Annotated in this window: 19 protein-coding genes; 10 read left to right on the top strand and 9 right to left on the bottom strand. The window is 33.6% G+C overall.

Annotated features, from left to right (window positions below):
- Positions 1-7: 7 nt before the first annotated feature.
- The gene (locus tag LG651_RS10985) at positions 8-1447 is read right to left on the bottom strand and encodes a S41 family peptidase (protein WP_226696176.1); all 1440 of its coding nucleotides are present in this window, start codon (positions 1445-1447) and stop codon (positions 8-10) included.
- 337 nt (positions 1448-1784) lie between these two features.
- On the opposite strand from LG651_RS10985, the gene LG651_RS10980 reads away from it, so the two are divergent.
- The 4 genes from LG651_RS10980 to LG651_RS10965 are packed head-to-tail and all read left to right on the top strand — an operon-like array spanning position 1785 to position 3909.
- Positions 1785-2294, top strand: a complete 510-nt coding sequence (locus LG651_RS10980) for an RNA polymerase sigma factor (RefSeq protein ID WP_226696175.1) — start codon at positions 1785-1787, stop codon at positions 2292-2294.
- Complete coding sequence (locus LG651_RS10975; protein WP_226696174.1) at positions 2281-2760, top strand: hypothetical protein; 480 nt, start codon at positions 2281-2283, stop codon at positions 2758-2760. Before LG651_RS10980 ends, LG651_RS10975 begins: the two co-directional genes overlap by 14 nt.
- 30 nt (positions 2761-2790) lie before the next feature.
- A complete protein-coding gene (locus tag LG651_RS10970) occupies positions 2791-3348 on the top strand; it encodes a DUF4252 domain-containing protein (RefSeq protein WP_226696173.1) in 558 nt (185 codons plus the stop codon).
- A gap of 18 nt (positions 3349-3366) precedes the next feature.
- Positions 3367-3909 (top strand): DUF4252 domain-containing protein, encoded by a 543-nt coding sequence (locus LG651_RS10965; RefSeq protein ID WP_226696172.1) that lies wholly within the window; start codon positions 3367-3369, stop codon positions 3907-3909.
- A gap of 266 nt (positions 3910-4175) precedes the next feature.
- Here LG651_RS10965 and purB read toward each other — a convergent pair whose 3' ends face one another.
- Both purB and LG651_RS10955 read right to left on the bottom strand, forming a co-directional pair.
- Positions 4176-5519 carry an adenylosuccinate lyase gene (gene purB, locus LG651_RS10960; protein WP_226696171.1) on the bottom strand — a complete coding sequence of 448 codons (1344 nt, stop codon included), beginning with the start codon at positions 5517-5519 and terminating at the stop codon, positions 4176-4178.
- A 126-nt stretch (positions 5520-5645) separates the two neighbouring features.
- Positions 5646-6206 carry an adenylosuccinate lyase gene (locus LG651_RS10955; RefSeq protein WP_226696170.1) on the bottom strand — a complete coding sequence of 187 codons (561 nt, stop codon included), beginning with the start codon at positions 6204-6206 and terminating at the stop codon, positions 5646-5648.
- Between the two features lie 46 nt (positions 6207-6252).
- On the opposite strand from LG651_RS10955, the gene LG651_RS10950 reads away from it, so the two are divergent.
- Genes LG651_RS10950 through LG651_RS10940 form a run of 3 tightly spaced genes read left to right on the top strand, consistent with a single transcriptional unit; the run spans position 6253 to position 8281 of the window.
- Positions 6253-6720: a heme-binding domain-containing protein gene (locus tag LG651_RS10950; protein WP_262905117.1), complete on the top strand. Its 468-nt coding sequence runs from the start codon at positions 6253-6255 to the stop codon at positions 6718-6720.
- Positions 6720-7955, top strand: coding sequence for a glycosyltransferase (locus LG651_RS10945; protein WP_226696169.1), 1236 nt, complete (start codon positions 6720-6722; stop codon positions 7953-7955). Before LG651_RS10950 ends, LG651_RS10945 begins: the two co-directional genes overlap by 1 nt.
- The gene (locus LG651_RS10940) at positions 7955-8281 is read left to right on the top strand and encodes a DMT family transporter (RefSeq protein WP_226543086.1); all 327 of its coding nucleotides are present in this window, start codon (positions 7955-7957) and stop codon (positions 8279-8281) included. The genes LG651_RS10945 and LG651_RS10940 overlap by 1 nt, the downstream gene beginning before the upstream one ends.
- Here LG651_RS10940 and LG651_RS10935 read toward each other — a convergent pair.
- Positions 8278-8955, bottom strand: coding sequence for an SIR2 family NAD-dependent protein deacylase (locus LG651_RS10935; protein WP_226696168.1), 678 nt, complete (start codon positions 8953-8955; stop codon positions 8278-8280). The two genes, LG651_RS10940 and LG651_RS10935, sit on opposite strands and share 4 nt — an antisense overlap.
- A gap of 79 nt (positions 8956-9034) precedes the next feature.
- Here LG651_RS10935 and LG651_RS10930 point away from each other — a divergent pair, with 79 nt between their 5' ends.
- Both LG651_RS10930 and LG651_RS10925 read left to right on the top strand, forming a co-directional pair.
- A complete protein-coding gene (locus LG651_RS10930; protein ID WP_226696167.1) occupies positions 9035-9688 on the top strand; it encodes a TrmH family RNA methyltransferase in 654 nt (217 codons plus the stop codon).
- A gap of 42 nt (positions 9689-9730) precedes the next feature.
- On the top strand, positions 9731-10258 hold the full coding sequence (locus LG651_RS10925; RefSeq protein ID WP_226696166.1) for an SRPBCC family protein: 528 nt from the start codon (positions 9731-9733) through the stop codon (positions 10256-10258).
- A gap of 2 nt (positions 10259-10260) precedes the next feature.
- Here LG651_RS10925 and LG651_RS10920 read toward each other — a convergent pair whose 3' ends face one another.
- The 5 genes from LG651_RS10920 to LG651_RS10900 all read right to left on the bottom strand — a co-directional run bounded on the left by LG651_RS10920 (position 10261) and on the right by LG651_RS10900 (position 16378).
- Positions 10261-11028, bottom strand: coding sequence for a carboxypeptidase-like regulatory domain-containing protein (locus LG651_RS10920; protein WP_226696165.1), 768 nt, complete (start codon positions 11026-11028; stop codon positions 10261-10263).
- Positions 11029-11230: 202 nt separating this feature from the next.
- Positions 11231-12991: a DEAD/DEAH box helicase gene (locus tag LG651_RS10915; protein ID WP_226696164.1), complete on the bottom strand. Its 1761-nt coding sequence runs from the start codon at positions 12989-12991 to the stop codon at positions 11231-11233.
- 234 nt (positions 12992-13225) lie between these two features.
- Positions 13226-14176 (bottom strand): alpha/beta fold hydrolase, encoded by a 951-nt coding sequence (locus LG651_RS10910; protein ID WP_226696163.1) that lies wholly within the window; start codon positions 14174-14176, stop codon positions 13226-13228.
- Between the two features lie 15 nt (positions 14177-14191).
- The gene (locus LG651_RS10905; protein WP_226696162.1) at positions 14192-15424 is read right to left on the bottom strand and encodes a M48 family metallopeptidase; all 1233 of its coding nucleotides are present in this window, start codon (positions 15422-15424) and stop codon (positions 14192-14194) included.
- Positions 15425-15580: 156 nt separating this feature from the next.
- The gene (locus tag LG651_RS10900; RefSeq protein WP_226696161.1) at positions 15581-16378 is read right to left on the bottom strand and encodes a TrmH family RNA methyltransferase; all 798 of its coding nucleotides are present in this window, start codon (positions 16376-16378) and stop codon (positions 15581-15583) included.
- A gap of 82 nt (positions 16379-16460) precedes the next feature.
- Between LG651_RS10900 and LG651_RS10895 the strand changes: the two genes are divergently transcribed.
- Positions 16461-17255 carry a DUF6503 family protein gene (locus tag LG651_RS10895; protein ID WP_226696160.1) on the top strand — a complete coding sequence of 265 codons (795 nt, stop codon included), beginning with the start codon at positions 16461-16463 and terminating at the stop codon, positions 17253-17255.
- The last annotated feature ends 87 nt before the right edge of the window (positions 17256-17342 follow it).

The raw sequence follows: 17342 nt of genomic DNA, 5'->3' as shown, positions 1-17342 counted from the left end.
GGAAGTGTTAGTCTATTCTCATACCGCCGTCTAACGGATTAAAGTCGTTACTATCTTTTATAAAAATTAAAGATGTATTATTGATTTCCAGTTTTGTAGCTGATGATTTTCCTGTAGAATTTTCAATGTCTTCCAAAGCTAATGCAAGCATAGGTTCGTTTTCGTCGCCTAAAACCCCCAAATTGGTAGGGCTTTCTGTATACTCGAAACCAACAGTTGGTGTTAAACCTGTACTAGGCACTTGCTCGTTATTTTTGTTTACACCATTGGCAATTAGTGGTTGCATAGCATAAGTGTGGTTTTGGTTAGCCCCAGTTCTGCCAAAATTAGGAGAATCGTAAAGCGTTACCGATGCTTGGGTTTTTCCAACAGTATTTTCACCAATATGTATAACATTAATATATGGGCGTAAGCCGTTAATTAAACCTTCGCTTGCCGATGCCGATTTATCGGTTGCTAAAACATAAACCTTTTCTAGGTTTAAACTGTTTATGCTGCCACCTTCTTCTATTTGATTAGTAAATAGGTAGTTGCTTTCGTCGAAGTTATCGTTTCTAACCAATTTGGTGAAAATTTCTCCAGTATGTTGTCCGGTTATCATACTTGCCAAATAGGTTTCTGTAGCTACGCTTCCACCAGGGTTGTAGCGTAAGTCTAAAACCAAGTGAGCTACATTATTTGATTTAAAATTTGCAAAAATGTTATTTAGTTCGTCTTCCGATCCTGAGGTAAAACTGTTGTAAAGTATATAGCCCACATTTTGCCCACCAACGGTTAGTATGTTTGTTGTATGAACAGGATTTTCGGTATATGTTGATTTTGTTAAACTCGCTGTCGTGCCGTTTGCCACTATGGTGTCGTCGGTTGTATCGGTTGTGCCATTATCGTTATAGTCTGCGAAACTTAGGGTGTAAGTCGATTGGCTTAGTAGTTGGGTGTAATTATCTACATTTAAGGTTACATCGTCTATTGCATAAAATATATCGCCTCGTTTTACTCCGTTGGTACTAGCATCGGTATTTGGTAAAATTAAGCGTACAACACCCACAAGATTAGTTGTGCTGTTTGGGGCGAGATACAAGCTAAATTCTACACCATTTGTTGTATAAACACCACTAAATTGTGCTTCTAGGGCAATATAATCGTCGGTTATCCAGCTAAAACGGTCGGTGTTTTCGGAATCGTAAATTAAACTTTCAAATAAGGCCTCTGGCGAGGTGTAGCTATTTAAATATTCGCTGTATTCGGTATTACTAGAAAAACGATCGTCTGCTAGGTTTGGGATGTTTTCTTTATAAAGATAAAATATATTCATGCCACTCCAGACAAAATCTTTTACTTCAAGTGAAACTGAATCGGGGTTGGTAACATCGTCGCCATCTTCGAAACAGCTTGTTGCTAAAACTAATATGGCTAGTAAAAGAAGGGTAGATTTTAAGTGTTTCATGCTATTATTTTTCTTATTAGTCTGTAAACTTTAAAAGTATTTACAATATTGTGTAATTTAAAATTTATTTAATAAAAATGAAGCACCTGACTTTGGAATGTTAAATTATAAACCATTTAAACGAAAACTTTGGCTAGCACTCGCGTAAGGGATTGAAGCGGTATCCTTTTTTGAGGCACGAGAAAAAGATTTAGCGTAAAGCCCGACCACGCCATAAAGCGTGGTTACGCCTATATTTTATTTTTTTTTAGATTGGATGTAACAAAATAAATACTGTGTCGTCGTAATTACAAATAGCAGAAATAAACCGGCTGCTTTTAACGAAACCAAACCAAAAATGACTCAAACAGAGTTTTTAAATATTGTAATGCCTTTTAAGGATAAAGTGTTTAGGGTAGCAAAACGCTTACTTATCTCGACCGAAGAGGCTGAAGATGCTACTCAAGAAATTCTGTTAAAGTTGTGGAAAAATAAAAAGAAAATACAGGAGTATAAAAATGTGGAGGCTTTTTCTATGACTATGACAAAAAATTTTTGTTTTGACAAATTAAAATCGAAACAGGCGCAAAACCTTAAAATTGTACATAGCAATTACGAAGATGGAAATACGCCTTTGCAAAAACAGGTTGAGCTTAACGATAGCGTTAATTGGGTGGCGAAAATTATTGAAGAATTACCAGAGCAACAACGTTTAATTGTGCAGCTTAGAGATATAGAAGAATACGATTTGGATGAGATTGCAAAAATGCTAGATATGAATAATACGGCAGTACGTGTAAACTTATCGAGAGCGCGAAAAGCAATACGAGAAAAATTGACTAATACACATAATTATGGTGTTAAATAATATAGAAAAATTACTAGAAAAGTACGATAACGGCGAAACTAGCTTAAAGGAAGAGCAACTGTTAAAAAACTATTTTACAAGCGACAATGTGGCTTCGCATTTAGAAATGTATAAACCTATGTTTGCGTATTTTTTGGTAAACCAACAAGAACAATTTACTAAAGACGTTCCATTAAAAACTACTAGAAAATTTAATTATAAATGGATTTCTGTCGCAGCAGTAGCGGTTCTTATGTTAGGGTTTTATTTTGGTACCACAACGAGTAAAGATGAGTTAGGTACTTACCAAGACCCGCAATTAGCCTATAACGAGGTTGCAAAATCGTTAGAAATGATTAGCAAACGCTTTAATAAAGGCACAGCAACGGTTGGATATTTAAATGAGGTAAATAAAGGTGCTTCTACCTTAGGTTACTTGAATGAAATTGAAAATTCAACGAGTATTATTTTTAAAAACAATAAGTAAAAAGACATTAAAAATTTAAAATTTAAAACAATGAGAAATAAATTAATAGTATTTGTATTAGCCGTAATGTTATTACCATTAACAGGTATGGCCCAAAAGGATATTTTTGAGAAGTATAGCGATAACGCCAATGTAACTTATGTTAACATTAAACCAAAAATGTTCCAGATGTTAGCAAAAATTAATATTGATGTAGACGACCCTGAAGCACAAGCTTACATGGATATGGTTAAAAGCATTACCAGTTTTAAAACCATTGTTACCGATAATGCCACAATTGCTGCAGATGTATCGAAATGGGTGGGTTCGCGCTCGAGCGCTTTAGAAGAGCTTATGGAAGTAAAAGACGATGGTACAACCGTAAATTTTTATGTAAAAGAAGGAAAAGATGCCGACCACGTTAAGGAACTTTTAATTTTTGTTAATGGTATTGATAAGGTTATGGAAGACAAAATTGAAATTAATGGTAAACAACGTAAAATTGAAACGGTTGTAGTGTCTTTAACTGGAGATATTGATTTAAATGAAATATCGAAACTTACCTCTAAAATGAATATTCCAGGAGGTGAGCATTTAGATAAAAAATAAGAAAACAAACCAACAATCATGAAACGAACAATCACAAACCTTTTATTAGTAGTAATTACCACAGTGTTTTTAACAAGCTGTGGTGATGAACCTAGTTTGCAACAATACTTTGTAAACCACCAAGAGTCTGCCAATTTTATTTCGCAAGATTTGCCATTATCTATGGTAGAAATTGATAAAACTGGTTTTACCAAAGAACAGCTAGAGGCTTACGAATCGGTTAAAAAGTTGAATTTTTTAGGATTTAAATCCAATGAAACAAATACAGAAATGTATAACCAAGAAATTGCGAAAGTGAAAACCATTTTAGCAAACGAAGAGTACAACGATTTAATGGAGTTTAGCGACCGCGGTAATAAAATAATTGTGAAATATTTAGGTGAAGAAGATGAAGCCGATGAGGTTATAGTTTTTGGTAGTGCAAAAGAAACCGGTTTTGGAGTAGTGAGAATTTTGGGAAATGATATGAGTCCAGAAAAAATGATGACTTTAATTGATGCGTTTCAAAAAGCCAACATAAATGAAAAACAATTAGAAAATATTGTAAATTTCTTTAAATAATTTATAGTTAAATGTTGATATGAAAAAAGCTTCCCGAAAAGGAAGCTTTTTTTAATAATTATAAATTCTGAATTTACTCTTCTAAATTTTCGTCATTATTTTTAAAACCAGAGCGAAAAACGTTAATTACTATTGCAAAAAACATTAAGGTTAAGAGTGTTAATATTAAAAAATTATCCAGAATATCTAACAAGCCACAAACAAAAAAACTGCAGGCTAAAATTCCTGAAACGACTAAAGTTTGTTGGTTGTTTAACATCATAATTTTAAATACCTGTATAATTACTTGGTGTAATTGCTTTTAATTCAGTTTTAATTTCGTCTGAAACCTCTAAGGTATCAATAAAATTTGAAATAGAATTTTGGTTTATTTTTTCGTTTGTTCTGGTTAAACCTTTTAAGGCTTCGTATGGGTTTGGGTAACCCTCGCGACGTAAAATAGTTTGTATGGCTTCGGCAACAACAGCCCAATTGTTTTCTAAATCTTCAGCAAATTTACTTTCGTTTAAAAGTAGTTTGTTTAAACCTTTTAAAGTGGATTTAAAACCAATTAATGTATGCCCAAAAGGTACACCAACGTTACGTAAAACGGTACTGTCTGTTAAATCGCGTTGTAAACGAGAAATAGGTAATTTAGCAGCTAAATGCTCGAAAATAGCGTTAGCAATGCCTAAATTTCCTTCAGAGTTTTCAAAATCTATTGGGTTTACTTTATGAGGCATAGCGCTACTACCAACTTCACCTTTTTTAATTTTTTGTTTAAAGTAATCCATAGCAACGTAGGTCCAAATATCACGATCTAAATCTATAATAATGGTATTAATACGTTTTAAAGTATCAAATAAAGCCGCCATGTGGTCGTAATGCTCAATTTGCGTAGTAGGGAAGGAGTGTTGTAATCCTAATTTTTCTTGTACAAATTTACTTCCAAAGGCTTTCCAATCAATATTTGGGTAAGCTACGTGGTGTGCGTTAAAGTTACCCGTTGCGCCACCAAATTTAGCTGCACTAGGTATATCGTTAAGTAAATTAAATTGCTCTTGTAAGCGTACTACAAAAACATCAATTTCTTTACCTAAACGGGTTGGCGATGCTGGTTGCCCGTGTGTACGTGCCAACATAGAAACGCTAGCCCACTCGGTTACTAATTCTTTTAATTTATTTAAAACGGTTAAGTATTCTGGCACATAAACATCGTTCATGGCTTCTTTAATACTTAACGGAATTGCGGTGTTATTAATGTCTTGTGAGGTTAATCCAAAGTGAATAAACTCTTTAAATTCAGATAAACCTAAGGCATCAAATTTCTCTTTAATAAAATATTCAACCGCTTTAACATCGTGGTTGGTTACCTTTTCTATGTCTTTAATTGCTGTAGCATCTTCAGCTGTAAAATTTTTGTAAATAGCTCTTAAATCTTCAAAAATAGCCGAATCCACATTTTCTAGTTGCGGTAACGGAATTTCACAAAGTGCGATAAAGTATTCTATCTCTACTAAAACGCGGTATTTAATTAAGGCTTCTTCAGAAAAATAAGGCGCTAAAGCGTTTGCTTTATTTCTATAACGGCCATCAATTGGAGAGATGGCATTTAAGGTTGAAAGTGACATATTTATGTGTGTTGTTTTAAAAGCGCAAATATAGTTTTTTTAAGCGATAAACGTTGTGGCTTGAATTTCAAATTTTCAAAAAAATATGCGTTTAAAAAATGATTATTAATGGTGTAAAAGGCAATTCTATTTTAGTTTTTTTAGAATGTGTTTTGCACGGGCTTTAAATGCGGCACTTTGGTTGTAAAAATCGCGCTGTAAAATGGTTTTTAATTCGGGGTAAATCCAGTCGGCATCTTTACCAAATAAAAATAAAGTGTGCATGCTGTATGCTTTGGCTGCTACTTTTTGGTCGCTAATCAGATAATCAAAACACAACTCAATAATTTTTTCTCGATGCGTTAAGGTTAAGGCGTGTTTTACTTCGTTATTTTCTTTGCTATAAAAGGCGTTCGCTAAGTATTCACAAATTTTAGCAACAGGTCTCACGGCCGGATCGAGGTGGACTTTTTGCATGTTTTTTGTAAAATAGTCGAGATGCGGAATAATTAAATATAAATTTTCTTTACAAGTAAATTCGAGCACCCAAGCCGCTTTACACGATATTTTATCGTCTGTTTTAAAAAGAATATCTAGCAAATTAGTAAATAAATTTTCGTTTGCTAAAACTAAATTGGCGTAATACAATCGCTTTTCGCGCGAATGGTTCACATAGTTTAATTCTTCGTAAAGTTGTTGGGTGGTCATTCTTTTTTTATATTTTAGGAATCTAATTTAACCAATAATAAAAACGATGAAAAAAATATTTTACCTAATTGTTATAGTTTTAATTGTAGCTCAATTTTTTCAACCAGAAAAAAATGAAGGCAGTTTAGCTTCGGTTGAGCCATTTTATAATGAAACAAAACCGTCGGAAGAAGTAAAAACCATTTTAAAAACAGCTTGTTTTGATTGCCATAGCGATGCTACAAATTACCCTTGGTATAGTAAAATAACACCAGTAAATTATTGGTTAGCCGACCATATTGAAGACGGAAAAAAACACTTAAATTTCTCGAATTGGGTTAGTAACTCAGTAAAACGAAAAGACCATAAAATGGATGAATTGATTGAGGAAATTGAAGAACACAAAATGCCTTTAGAATCTTATACTTTAATTCATAAAGACGCCAAATTAAGTGAAAGCCAAATAGAAGCGGTTACAACGTGGGCAAAAATGGTTCGCGTTTCGTATGGCATTGAAGCTTTTTCAGAACACTAATGCTAAATTTATTAATAATTGGTTCTGTTTGGCCTGAGCCTAAAAGTTCTGCGGCAGGTAGCCGAATGATGCAGTTGATTGATGCGTTTTTACATGCCAATTATAACATTACATTTGCAACTACAACTACAAAAACAGCTAATGCATTTGCTTTAGAAGAATTAGGAGTTACAGAACAGCAAATAAAACTAAACGATTCTAGTTTCGACGATTTTATATTGAACCTGAAACCCGATGTGGTTATGTTCGATAGGTTTGCAACCGAAGAACAATTTGGTTGGCGTGTTGCAGAAAATTGTCCATATGCATTACGGATTTTAGATACCGAAGATTTACATGTTTTGCGAAAAGGAAGACAGCAAGCCTTAAAAGCAAATGCAATATTTAATGAAACTTATTTATTTAACGATGTTGCTAAACGTGAAATAGCCAGTATTTACCGTTGCGATTTAAGTTTAATTATTTCTGAATCAGAGATGGACATTTTAAAAACGCAATTTAAAGTTCCAGAAGCTATATTATGTTATCTACCATTTTTATTGAATCCTATTGAAGCCGATGTTTTAGAAAAATTGCCCAAGTTTAGCAATAGGCAGAATTTTATAACCATTGGCAATTTTTTACACGAACCTAACTACAATGGCGTTTTATTTTTAAAAGAAAGCATTTGGCCACTTATAAAAAAGGAATTGCCAAAGGCAGAAATGCATATTTATGGTGCTTATGCATCACAAAAAGTGAATCAGCTTCACAACGAAAAACAAGGTTTCTTAATAAAAGGTTTTGCTGAAGATGTTCATGAGGTTATGCAAAAGTCCAGAGTATGTTTAGCAGCTTTACGATTTGGTGCTGGTTTAAAAGGTAAACTAGTTGACGCCATGCAAAACGGAACACCTTGTGTAATGACGCCTATTGCTGCAGAAGGTATGTTTGGAAACCTAGAACCAAATGGGTTTATTGAAGAAAATCCTGAAAATTTCGCGAAAAAAGCTGTCGATTTATATCAAAATGAAGCCCTTTGGAGCCAAAAACAACAATCCGGATTTGAGGTTGTAAATACGCGATTTAATAAAACTCAATTTCAGAGTAATTTTTTAGAGAAGATTAAAGTTTTAACAGAACAACTTCACGAAAACCGACTTCACAATTTTACGGGACAAATGCTCATGCATCATACCATGCAAAGCACCAAATTTATGAGTAGATGGATTGAAGAGAAAAATAAAACAAAATAATGAATTGGATACTTTTAATTATAGCAGGGTTATTCGAGGTTGCTTTTGCGTCATGTTTAGGTAAAGTAAAATCTACCACCGGTATGGAATCTAAATATTGGTTTGTTGGGTTTTTAGTTTGCCTAGCAATTAGTATGATTTTATTGGTTAAAGTAACCAAAGTTTTGCCAATTGGAACGGCTTATGCCGTTTGGACAGGTGTTGGCGCAGTAGGAACTGTTTTGGTTGGCATTTTTATATTTAAAGAACCAGCAACATTTTGGCGTTTGTTTTTTCTAGTAACACTCATCACATCAATTATTGGGTTAAAAATGGTGAGCCATTAAACCAAATAATGGTCAATCACTTTTCTAACACCAGTGGTCGCATTTTCGGCAATAACGGTTAGGTTTTTATTAGAATTGACACTAGGTTTTGGGTCTATAAAATACACGGGAATACCATCTGGAGCGTAATGCATTAATCCTGCCGCAGGATACACCTGCATCGATGTGCCAATAATTATTAAAATATCGGCGGTTTGGCAAACTTCCATGGCTTTTTCAATCATAGGTACATCTTCACCAAACCAAACAATATGCGGGCGTATTTGGTGTCCGTTTTGGCATAAATCACCTAAAACAATATCCGTTTTACATTCAAAAACATCATTTATATTTTTTGTACTTCGTGCTTTTAATAGTTCACCATGTAAATGAATAACATTTGTGCTGCCTGCGCGTTCGTGTAAATCGTCAACGTTTTGGGTAATAATTGACACCTTAAAGCTTTTTTCAAGTTCGGCTAAATCTATATGCGCTTGGTTAGGTTTTACGGTTAAAAGTTGGCGACGGCGTTGGTTGTAAAAATCTAAAACTAATTCAGGATTTGCTCTAAAACCTTCTGGCGAAGCAACTTCCATAACATCGTGGCCTTCCCATAAACCATTGGCATCTCTAAAGGTTTTTATACCACTTTCGGCACTTATGCCAGCTCCTGTTAAAACGACTATGTGTTTCATGTTTATCATGTTATATTTGCTGTTCCTAGGCGTATAGGAATCTCATCAAATTTAACAACTAAAATAGTTTTTAACTAACATGACAGACATAAAACTACTAGAACATCTCGAAACTTTTTTAACCGAGAATAGGTTAGAGCGCTTTAACAAAGTTTTGCCAGAGCGCACGAAGCATTTTACAGTGGCCACCGAAGACGTGTATCAATTACACAATACAAGCGCTGTAATACGAAGTTGCGATGTGTTTGGTATACAAGAGGTGAATATAGTAGAAGAGGTAAATACAAAACGTATTGATCGAGAAATTGCTATGGGAGCCCAAAAATGGGTAGATTTAAACCGATTTAATACAGTGAAAGATTGTATTAAAAGTTTAAAACAAAACGGTTACCAAATTGTAGCTACTACGCCACATACTAACGATACGGTTTTACATGAATTTGATGTTACTAAAAAGTCGTGCTTTTTCTTTGGAAGGGAAACCGAAGGTTTATCTGATGAGGTTTTAAATGAAGCCGATTGTTATTTAAAAATTCCTATGGTTGGTTTTACCGAAAGTTTAAACATTTCGGTTTCTGCAGCTATAATTTTACAGCATGTTACAACAAAACTGAAGCAAACCAACGTTAATTGGCAATTAACAGAAGAAGAAATGCTTGCAAAACGTTTAGATTGGTGTAAGAAAACAATTAAAAGCTACGAGCAAATTGTAGAAAATTTTTATAAGTTGTAACTATTTCGCTAAATTTAAGAACTAAACTAAAATTTAACTGCCATGTATTTATTCCTTTATGTTGTTCTAGCTATTGCTATTATTTTTGTTTTATTAAGCTTAATTGCGCCAAGGTCGTATAGGGTTAGCCGAAGTGTTGAAATAGAAAAACCATTGCCAGAGGTTTTTGCTTATTTAAAATTGGTTAAAAACCAAGATAATTGGTCGCCTTGGAAAAAGAAAGACCCCGAAATGAAACAAGAATTTATTGGAACCGATGGAGAAGTTGGTTTTATTTCCAAATGGGAAGGCAACAAACAAGTTGGGATTGGTGAACAGGAAATAAAAAATATTGAAAACAATTATAAACTTGAAACCGAACTACGCTTTTTTAAACCCTGGAAATCTTTATCGAATGCCTTTTTAATGGTTGATGCTATAAATGAAAACAACACTAAAGTTACTTGGGGTTTTTCAGGAAGCAATCCAGCGCCTACCAATATTTTTATGCTGTTTTTTAATTTTGAAAAATCCGTTGGAAAGGATTTTGAAGCAGGTTTATCTGATTTAAAAGCTATATTAGAAAGCTAGCATTAACCTCGATTTCTACTTAAAAGCTTATATTCTTCGTAGCATTCACTTATAGCATCAAGAATTTGTAAATCGTTAGCCGATTGAATAAATCCTTGCGAGTAGTTGCATTGGTTTACAATTTCATCTAAATCTACCTTGTCAACTTGTAGTAAGGCGGTAAGCATTTCACGATCAAATCGAGAAGCTAAAAGATTTCTAATTTGGTCGTCTTCCTTCATTTGCTTTAACTTTCTAAGCTCATTAGGTTTTTTACCAAACATACGGTGTAAAAAGTCTGCAGGATTAAAAATTGAACCCAAAACTTTTGATACGGCCGATTTTTTACCAGACTCATAGCCAGTACCAGACAAGCCAGAAATACTGTAACGATAATTGTCGTTTGGTGCAGGAACTTGTTTTATATCAACTTCCAAATAACCTGTTAAGGTAAGTTGATTTACAACCACTTCTTCTAAAGCTAAAGCCAATTCGGTTAAGGCAATTTCAGAGCTTCCAAACTTTAACCAGTCGTTAGTAACTCTAACTTTAATAGATTTAAAACCTAAATATGAAAAATGCAGCGTATCGTTTGCCACTGCCGAAATAGTAAACTCACCTTTATTGTTTGTTGTTGTACCTTTTACTTGGTTTAAGTTAACAATGTTAACGCTTTCTAAAGGCGTTCCATCTGCAGAATTTATAACAACACCAATTACTTTTTCAGCATCTTGAGCATAACAAAAAACTGATGTTAATAAAATAGAAAAAAGTAAAAGATATTGCTTCATTAATTAGGTATTTAGCTGTAAAAGTAATAAAGAAAATTTTTGCGGTCGTTTTTTAGTCGGTAATTTGACTTAAAATTAACAAATAAGTTTAATCTTATCGACACGTTTTAATTAAAAATTTTGCTTGAAATTAAAAATGTCAACCTAATTTAAAAATAATTAAAATCAGGTTGACAACTATTTAATTTTATTTAAATGGCTACTATCTGCGAGAACGTCTTGGGCGTGAAGCTCCAAAACCAGCGCCAGATTTAGCGCGCTTGTTGTTACCTCCCGATGATCTTCCTTCGCTGCGTCTTCCGCCACCACGAGAATCTTTTTTTCTTCCTCGGTTTCTGTCGCGTCTTCCGCCACCTCGGTTTTCCGAAACTTCAACGTTTACAAATCGTCCGTTGTGTTTAAAATCGGTAAAATGTGCTAAAACTTTCTCTTGTAATTCTTTTTCAGTATTAAAAAACGAAAAGCTATCTTTAGTTTCAACTTTAAATAAATCATCTCTACCTAAATCTAGTTGATCACGTAAAAAATCTTTTAGGTTCATCCAATCGAAGCCATCTTTTTTACCCACGTTAATAAAGTAGCGTGTTGCGTTTTTGTTGCCACCGTAAGAGCGTCCTTCGTCTCTATCGCTACTACCTTCTGCAACATTTAAATTATGGGCATTTTTGTAGTAATTGTAAAAACGAGTAAACTCAACGGAAAAGAATTTTTTAATTAATTCGTCTTTAGTCGTGTCTTCAAAAAGTTCGTTAATACTTGGCAAATAGGCATCAATTTCGTGATTAATTTCGGTGTCGTGTACCTTATTAGCCAACGATTTTAATTGTACTTCGCAAATTTCCATGCCATTCGGCACCTCTTTTTTGTCGAACTGGCGTTTTATAATACGCTCGATACTTTTAATTTTTCTAACCTCACTTTTACTAACAATAACCATTGAAACGCCTGTTTTTCCGGCACGACCTGTACGGCCAGAACGGTGTGTGTACGTTTCAATTTCGTCTGGTAATTGGTAGTTAATTACGTGTGTAACATCATCTACATCAATACCACGCGCCGCTACATCTGTAGCCACAAGCATTTGTATTTGGTTTTTTCTAAAGGCGTTCATTACCAAATCGCGTTGGTTTTGGCTTAAATCGCCATGTAAAGCACCTGCGTTGTAACCATCTTCAATAAGTTTTTCGGCTACTTTTTGGGTATCGCGCTTGGTTCTACAGAAAATAACCGAGAAAATATCTGGATTTGCATCTGCCAAACGTTTTAAAGCTTGGTAGCGATCTCTGGCATTAACTAAATAATACTCGTGCGATACGTTTGTAGTACTTTCGTTTTTGCGACCCACCGTTATTTCCTGTGGGTTATGCATAAAGTTTTTAGCAATAGCAGCTACTTCTTTTGGCATAGTTGCCGAAAATAGCCATGTACTTTTGTCGGAAGGTGTGTGCGATAAAATGTCGGTAATGTCTTCTTTAAAGCCCATGTTTAGCATTTCATCGGCTTCATCTAAAACCGAATATTCAATTTTAGTAATATCAACCAAACGTCGACTAATCATATCTTTCATTCTACCCGGTGTAGCAACAATAACTTGTGCGCCACGTTTTATGTCGCGAGCTTGCTCGGTAATACTAGAACCACCGTAAACAGCCACTACGTTTAAACCTTTACAGTGCTTGCCATAAAGTTTCATTTCGCTAGCAATTTGTAAACAAAGTTCTCGTGTTGGCGATAAAATTAAGCCTTGAGTAGTACGGCTATCTATGTTAATTTTTTGTAGCATCGGGAAACCAAAAGCAGCTGTTTTACCAGTTCCTGTTTGGGCTAATGCCACTAAATCTTCTTCTGAATTTAATAATAAAGGGATTGCTTTTTCTTGTACTTCACTAGGTTTTTCAAATCCTAAATCTGTAATGCCTTGTAATAGGTCGTCATTAAGACCTAAATCTTGGAATGTGCTCATTCTGTTTAAATATGTATGCGATTTGTTATGTAGTGTTACATAAGAAGCGAATCGACATACTTAAAACCAAACTTCTAGTAACACATCCTCACCCTGAGGAATTTTGTTGAAACTCATTCTGATTTATTTCAGAATCTCATTTTATTGAATTTCAAGGCGCAAAGATACACTTTTATTTCAATTGATATATTAAGACTAAAATAATCTTTAAAACTAAAGTTGTCTTCGTTTTTTTTAATCTAAAAACTCAAGCAATTTAGTGTTTACAATGTCTGCTTGGTCAATCGATAAAAAATGACCTGCATTTTTAATAATTTCTCCTTTTCCTTTAGGAAGGGTGTTGGCTATTTCTATGGTTTTTGTAGAGTTAATAACATCGTTATCGCCGATTAAAACCAAAATAGGCATATTTAAAGATTTTAATTCGTTTTTAGAAAAAGGTTTCATGGCCGTTATTAATTTATTTGGACTCTCTATTTTCGAACCTAATTTAAATTGCTCGATATATGTTTTATCAATATTGGCTGGGTTGTTAGACATGCTTTCTAGCAGCTGATTGAGTTGTTTTTCTTTTGATGAAAAAAGCGTTACAATGTTTTTAAGTAAATCTACGCTAGGTTTAATCCACGAAAACGTTTGGGCAGGGCTTAACAGTGCTAAGCTTTTAATTTGTTTCTGGTTATTTAAAGCTAAATTAACAGCTAGCCAACCACCACGCGAAGCTCCAATTAAGTGAAAGTTTTTAATTTCCAGAGCGTCAAAAATTTCATTATACCATGAGACCACTTTTTCAATAGCATCTATATCTTTTTGTAAATGAGATTTTCCTGGTTCTAAAATAAAATCAATAGCAAATACTTTATGGTTTTTAGAGAGCGTTTCAATATTTGGAAACCACATGGTAGAGCTTGCGTCCATACCGTGAAGAAGTACCACAGGATTTTCATTGTTTTTACCAGAAACAATAACGTGCGCAACGCCAAAGGAGGTAGGTATGTAAAGTTCTTCGAAAGGAACTTGCCATAACTTTAAGGTGTTGTTATAAGCTTCGTAATAAGCTGCTTTTGTCGCGGAAGCGTTATTTATATATTCTGGTGTTGTTTTAAATTTATCGTATTTATTGGAACAGCTAGAAGTGAAAATAAGCGTTAAAATTAAGGTGATTTTATTAATGTTAAATGTCATAGTTTTGGTAGCATTTTATTTTCTTAAATTCTGAATGCGTTGCAATAAAGTAGGATGCGAATAATGCATAAAAACATAAGCGGGATGTGGTGTTAAGTTGCTTAAGCTATTCTTATTTAGTTTTTTAAGCGATGTAATTAAAGGTTCGCCTTTGTAAGTATTTTTGGCATAGTCGTCTGCTTGATATTCAAATTTTCTGGAAAACACATTCATAATTAAACCCGTAATTTCCGAAATAGGAGCGTAAAGCATCCCAAAAGCAATTAGCCCAATATGAAAGCTGTGTTTCTCTACACCTAAAGCGTTCGATAATACAGGATTTGATATAAATAAAGATAGAATAAACAGTGTTAAGCCAGTAAGTAAAACTGAAGCCACAAGGTTAAAAATAATATGTTTCTTTTTATAATGACCAACTTCGTGGGCTAAAACGGCAACAATTTCTTCATCGTTTAAATCGTTAATCAAAGTGTCGTAAAGAGTTACACGTTTTTCGCTGCCAAAACCTGAAAAATAAGCATTAGCTTTTGTGCTGCGTTTGGAGCCATCTATCACAAAAATTTTATCTAATTTAAAACCAACGGTTTTTGCGTAAGCCGAAATTTTATCACGTAACTCTCCAGCTTCAAGCGGTGTTTGTTTGTTAAATAGCGGCACAATTAACTTGGAGTAAAACATATTCATAAAAACCGTGAACAGTGTAACTAAACCCCAAGCGTACAACCAAAAATAGGAACCAGTAATTTGGTAGAACCAAATAATTAAGGCCAAAATACCACCACCTAAAATGGTACTCATTAACCATCCTTTAAGTTTATCTAAGAAAAAAGTTTTTTTAGTGGTTTTGTTAAACCCAAATTTTTCTTCTATCACAAAAGTGCTGTAATACGAAAACGGAGTTGTTAAAATGTCGCTTCCAATCATAATAATTCCAAAGAAAATTAAAGCAATTATTATGGGGTTTTCACTATAATTTCTAGCCAGATTATCAACAAATTCAAATCCATCAAAAAACAGAAAACCTAAAGTTAAAACCACTGAAAAGGTTGAGGTTAAAATTCCAAACTTATATTTAGTGGCTTTGTAGTTTTGCGATTTTTGGTATTCGGCTTCATCATAAACATCTTGTAATTCACTAGGTAGTGCGTCGTTAAAATGTTTAGCATTTAGGGCATCCAAAATTTTATCAACTAAAAAATTAATGAGTATAATGGCTATTATTATGTAGAATAGGGTGTTTGCTGTCATTTGTGTTAAGTTATAAGGCTAAAATAAAAACTATTAATCACACTTAGCTTAGGAGAAGTGTATATTTATTATATTATTTAGATTTAAAATGTAAAAAATAAAAACCTAGATTTTCTAGGTCTTCGGCTGCGCTCAGACTGACGACTGAAATTCGGTTTACTTAAATTCTCGTTGTCTTTTAGCTTCAAAAATAAGAATTCCAGCTGCAACCGAAACATTCATAGAATCTATTTCGCCTTGCATGGGTATAATAATATTTCGAGTAGCATTTATACGCCAATCTTCACTTAGCCCAGTGGCTTCAGTGCCAACAATAATAGCTGTTGGTTTTGTAAAATCTTGGGTGTGATAAGGCACCGATTCTTGTAAAATAGCAGAATAAATATTAATGTTGCTTGCCTTTAAAAAAGCAATTATAGCTTCTGTGCTTCCTGTGGCAATATTATTGGTGAAAATACAACCTACGCTAGAACGAATAATGTTAGGGTTGTATAAATCGGTTTTTGGGTTTGCAATAATTACAGCATCAATATTAGCAGCATCGGCAGTTCGTAAAAGTGCGCCAATGTTTCCTGGCTTTTCGGGTGCTTCAGCAACTAAAATTAATGGTGTTTTGGTAGTTAAAGTTAAGTTGGAAATGTCGTGGTTTTTAGTTTCTGCAACTGCAATAATACCTTCGGTTGTACTTCTGTAGGCTAGCTTTTCGTAAACCTCTTTCGATATTTCTGTAACTTCTATTTTAAATTCACCAATTAAATCTGTTAAAGCTTCAAAAGAAAAAAGCTCCGGATAAAACAGAATAGATTTAATGCTGTAATTACCCTTTAAAGCAAGAGATACTTCACGAACACCTTCAATTAGAAATAATCCGCTTTTTTTACGCTGTCTCGATTTGTCTTTTAAAGAAACTAACTCTTTAATATATTTGTTTTGGGTGCTTAAAATTGTTTTCATAGAATACCTGCAAAAATACTGTAATTAATGTAATTTCAATTATATTAAATCGACAAACAAAAATTAACCAATATAATATTTAATGAAAAACTTATTCTTATTAGCTTTAACGGTAGTGTTGCTAATTTCCTGTAAACAAAAAACATCTGAAGAAACTCCAAACTACAAGGAAGAAACTTTAAATGTAACTACAAGTATTTATCCTGAAACCATTACCAAAGTTTTTGATGCTCATGGTGGAATTGATTCTTGGAATAAAATGAATACACTAGAGTTTTTAATAACTAAACCGGCTGGAGAAGAAAAGCATACAACCGATTTAAAAACTAGAAAATCTTTAATAGATATGCAGAAACATACTATTGGATTTAATGGTGAAAAAGTTTGGTTAAACAATAAATTTGAAGATGAATATAAAGGCAATCCAAAGTTTTATTACAACCTTATGTTTTACTTTTACGCAATGCCTTTTGTTTTGGCTGATGACGGTATTAACTACGAAGAAGCGGAACCGTTAACTTTTGAAGGTGTTACATATCCGGGTGTTAAAATATCGTATGAAGCGGGGGTAGGCGAGTCGCCAGACGATGAATATATTTTATATTACAACGCAGAAACTTACCAAATGGAATGGTTAGCTTACACGGTAACATTTCGCTCTAAAAAGAAAAGTGAAAAGTTTAGTTTTATAAAATATGGCGTTTGGGAAGATTTAAACGGATTAAAATTGCCTAAAACTATTTCTTGGTATAAAGTTGAAGACAATAAGCCAACCGAATTACGTAAAACCTTAACTTTTAACAAAACTAAAGCTGAAGAAGTTAAACTAGATACTTCTGTTTTTGAAGCTCCAGAAGGAAGCAAAATAATAGAGTAGAGGTTCTTTAAAAATTTATGAAAAAAGAAGCTGTTTAAAAAGTTCCCTTGTTATTCTGACTTGTTTCAGAGTCTACAACTTATGTCA

This window comes from Neotamlana sargassicola (assembly GCF_020523965.1).
GTDB classification, from domain to species: domain Bacteria; phylum Bacteroidota; class Bacteroidia; order Flavobacteriales; family Flavobacteriaceae; genus Neotamlana; species Neotamlana sargassicola.
Note: the sequence above shows the minus strand (reverse complement) of the source record. Positions and strands in the feature narration are given on the sequence as shown.

Bases quoted from the DNA above. Each gene is read 5' to 3' on its own strand.
- LG651_RS10985 (WP_226696176.1), bottom strand. From the start codon at position 1,447: ATGAAACACTTAAAATCTACCCTTCTTTTACTAGCCATATTAGTTTTA.
- LG651_RS10980 (WP_226696175.1), top strand. From the start codon at position 1,785: ATGACTCAAACAGAGTTTTTAAATATTGTAATGCCTTTTAAGGATAAA.
- LG651_RS10975 (WP_226696174.1), top strand. From the start codon at position 2,281: ATGGTGTTAAATAATATAGAAAAATTACTAGAAAAGTACGATAACGGC.
- LG651_RS10970 (WP_226696173.1), top strand. From the start codon at position 2,791: ATGAGAAATAAATTAATAGTATTTGTATTAGCCGTAATGTTATTACCA.
- LG651_RS10965 (WP_226696172.1), top strand. From the start codon at position 3,367: ATGAAACGAACAATCACAAACCTTTTATTAGTAGTAATTACCACAGTG.
- purB (WP_226696171.1), bottom strand. From the start codon at position 5,519: ATGTCACTTTCAACCTTAAATGCCATCTCTCCAATTGATGGCCGTTAT.
- LG651_RS10955 (WP_226696170.1), bottom strand. From the start codon at position 6,206: ATGACCACCCAACAACTTTACGAAGAATTAAACTATGTGAACCATTCG.
- LG651_RS10950 (WP_262905117.1), top strand. From the start codon at position 6,253: ATGAAAAAAATATTTTACCTAATTGTTATAGTTTTAATTGTAGCTCAA.
- LG651_RS10945 (WP_226696169.1), top strand. From the start codon at position 6,720: ATGCTAAATTTATTAATAATTGGTTCTGTTTGGCCTGAGCCTAAAAGT.
- LG651_RS10940 (WP_226543086.1), top strand. From the start codon at position 7,955: ATGAATTGGATACTTTTAATTATAGCAGGGTTATTCGAGGTTGCTTTT.
- LG651_RS10935 (WP_226696168.1), bottom strand. From the start codon at position 8,955: ATGAAACACATAGTCGTTTTAACAGGAGCTGGCATAAGTGCCGAAAGT.
- LG651_RS10930 (WP_226696167.1), top strand. From the start codon at position 9,035: ATGACAGACATAAAACTACTAGAACATCTCGAAACTTTTTTAACCGAG.
- LG651_RS10925 (WP_226696166.1), top strand. From the start codon at position 9,731: ATGTATTTATTCCTTTATGTTGTTCTAGCTATTGCTATTATTTTTGTT.
- LG651_RS10920 (WP_226696165.1), bottom strand. From the start codon at position 11,028: ATGAAGCAATATCTTTTACTTTTTTCTATTTTATTAACATCAGTTTTT.
- LG651_RS10915 (WP_226696164.1), bottom strand. From the start codon at position 12,991: ATGAGCACATTCCAAGATTTAGGTCTTAATGACGACCTATTACAAGGC.
- LG651_RS10910 (WP_226696163.1), bottom strand. From the start codon at position 14,176: ATGACATTTAACATTAATAAAATCACCTTAATTTTAACGCTTATTTTC.
- LG651_RS10905 (WP_226696162.1), bottom strand. From the start codon at position 15,424: ATGACAGCAAACACCCTATTCTACATAATAATAGCCATTATACTCATT.
- LG651_RS10900 (WP_226696161.1), bottom strand. From the start codon at position 16,378: ATGAAAACAATTTTAAGCACCCAAAACAAATATATTAAAGAGTTAGTT.
- LG651_RS10895 (WP_226696160.1), top strand. From the start codon at position 16,461: ATGAAAAACTTATTCTTATTAGCTTTAACGGTAGTGTTGCTAATTTCC.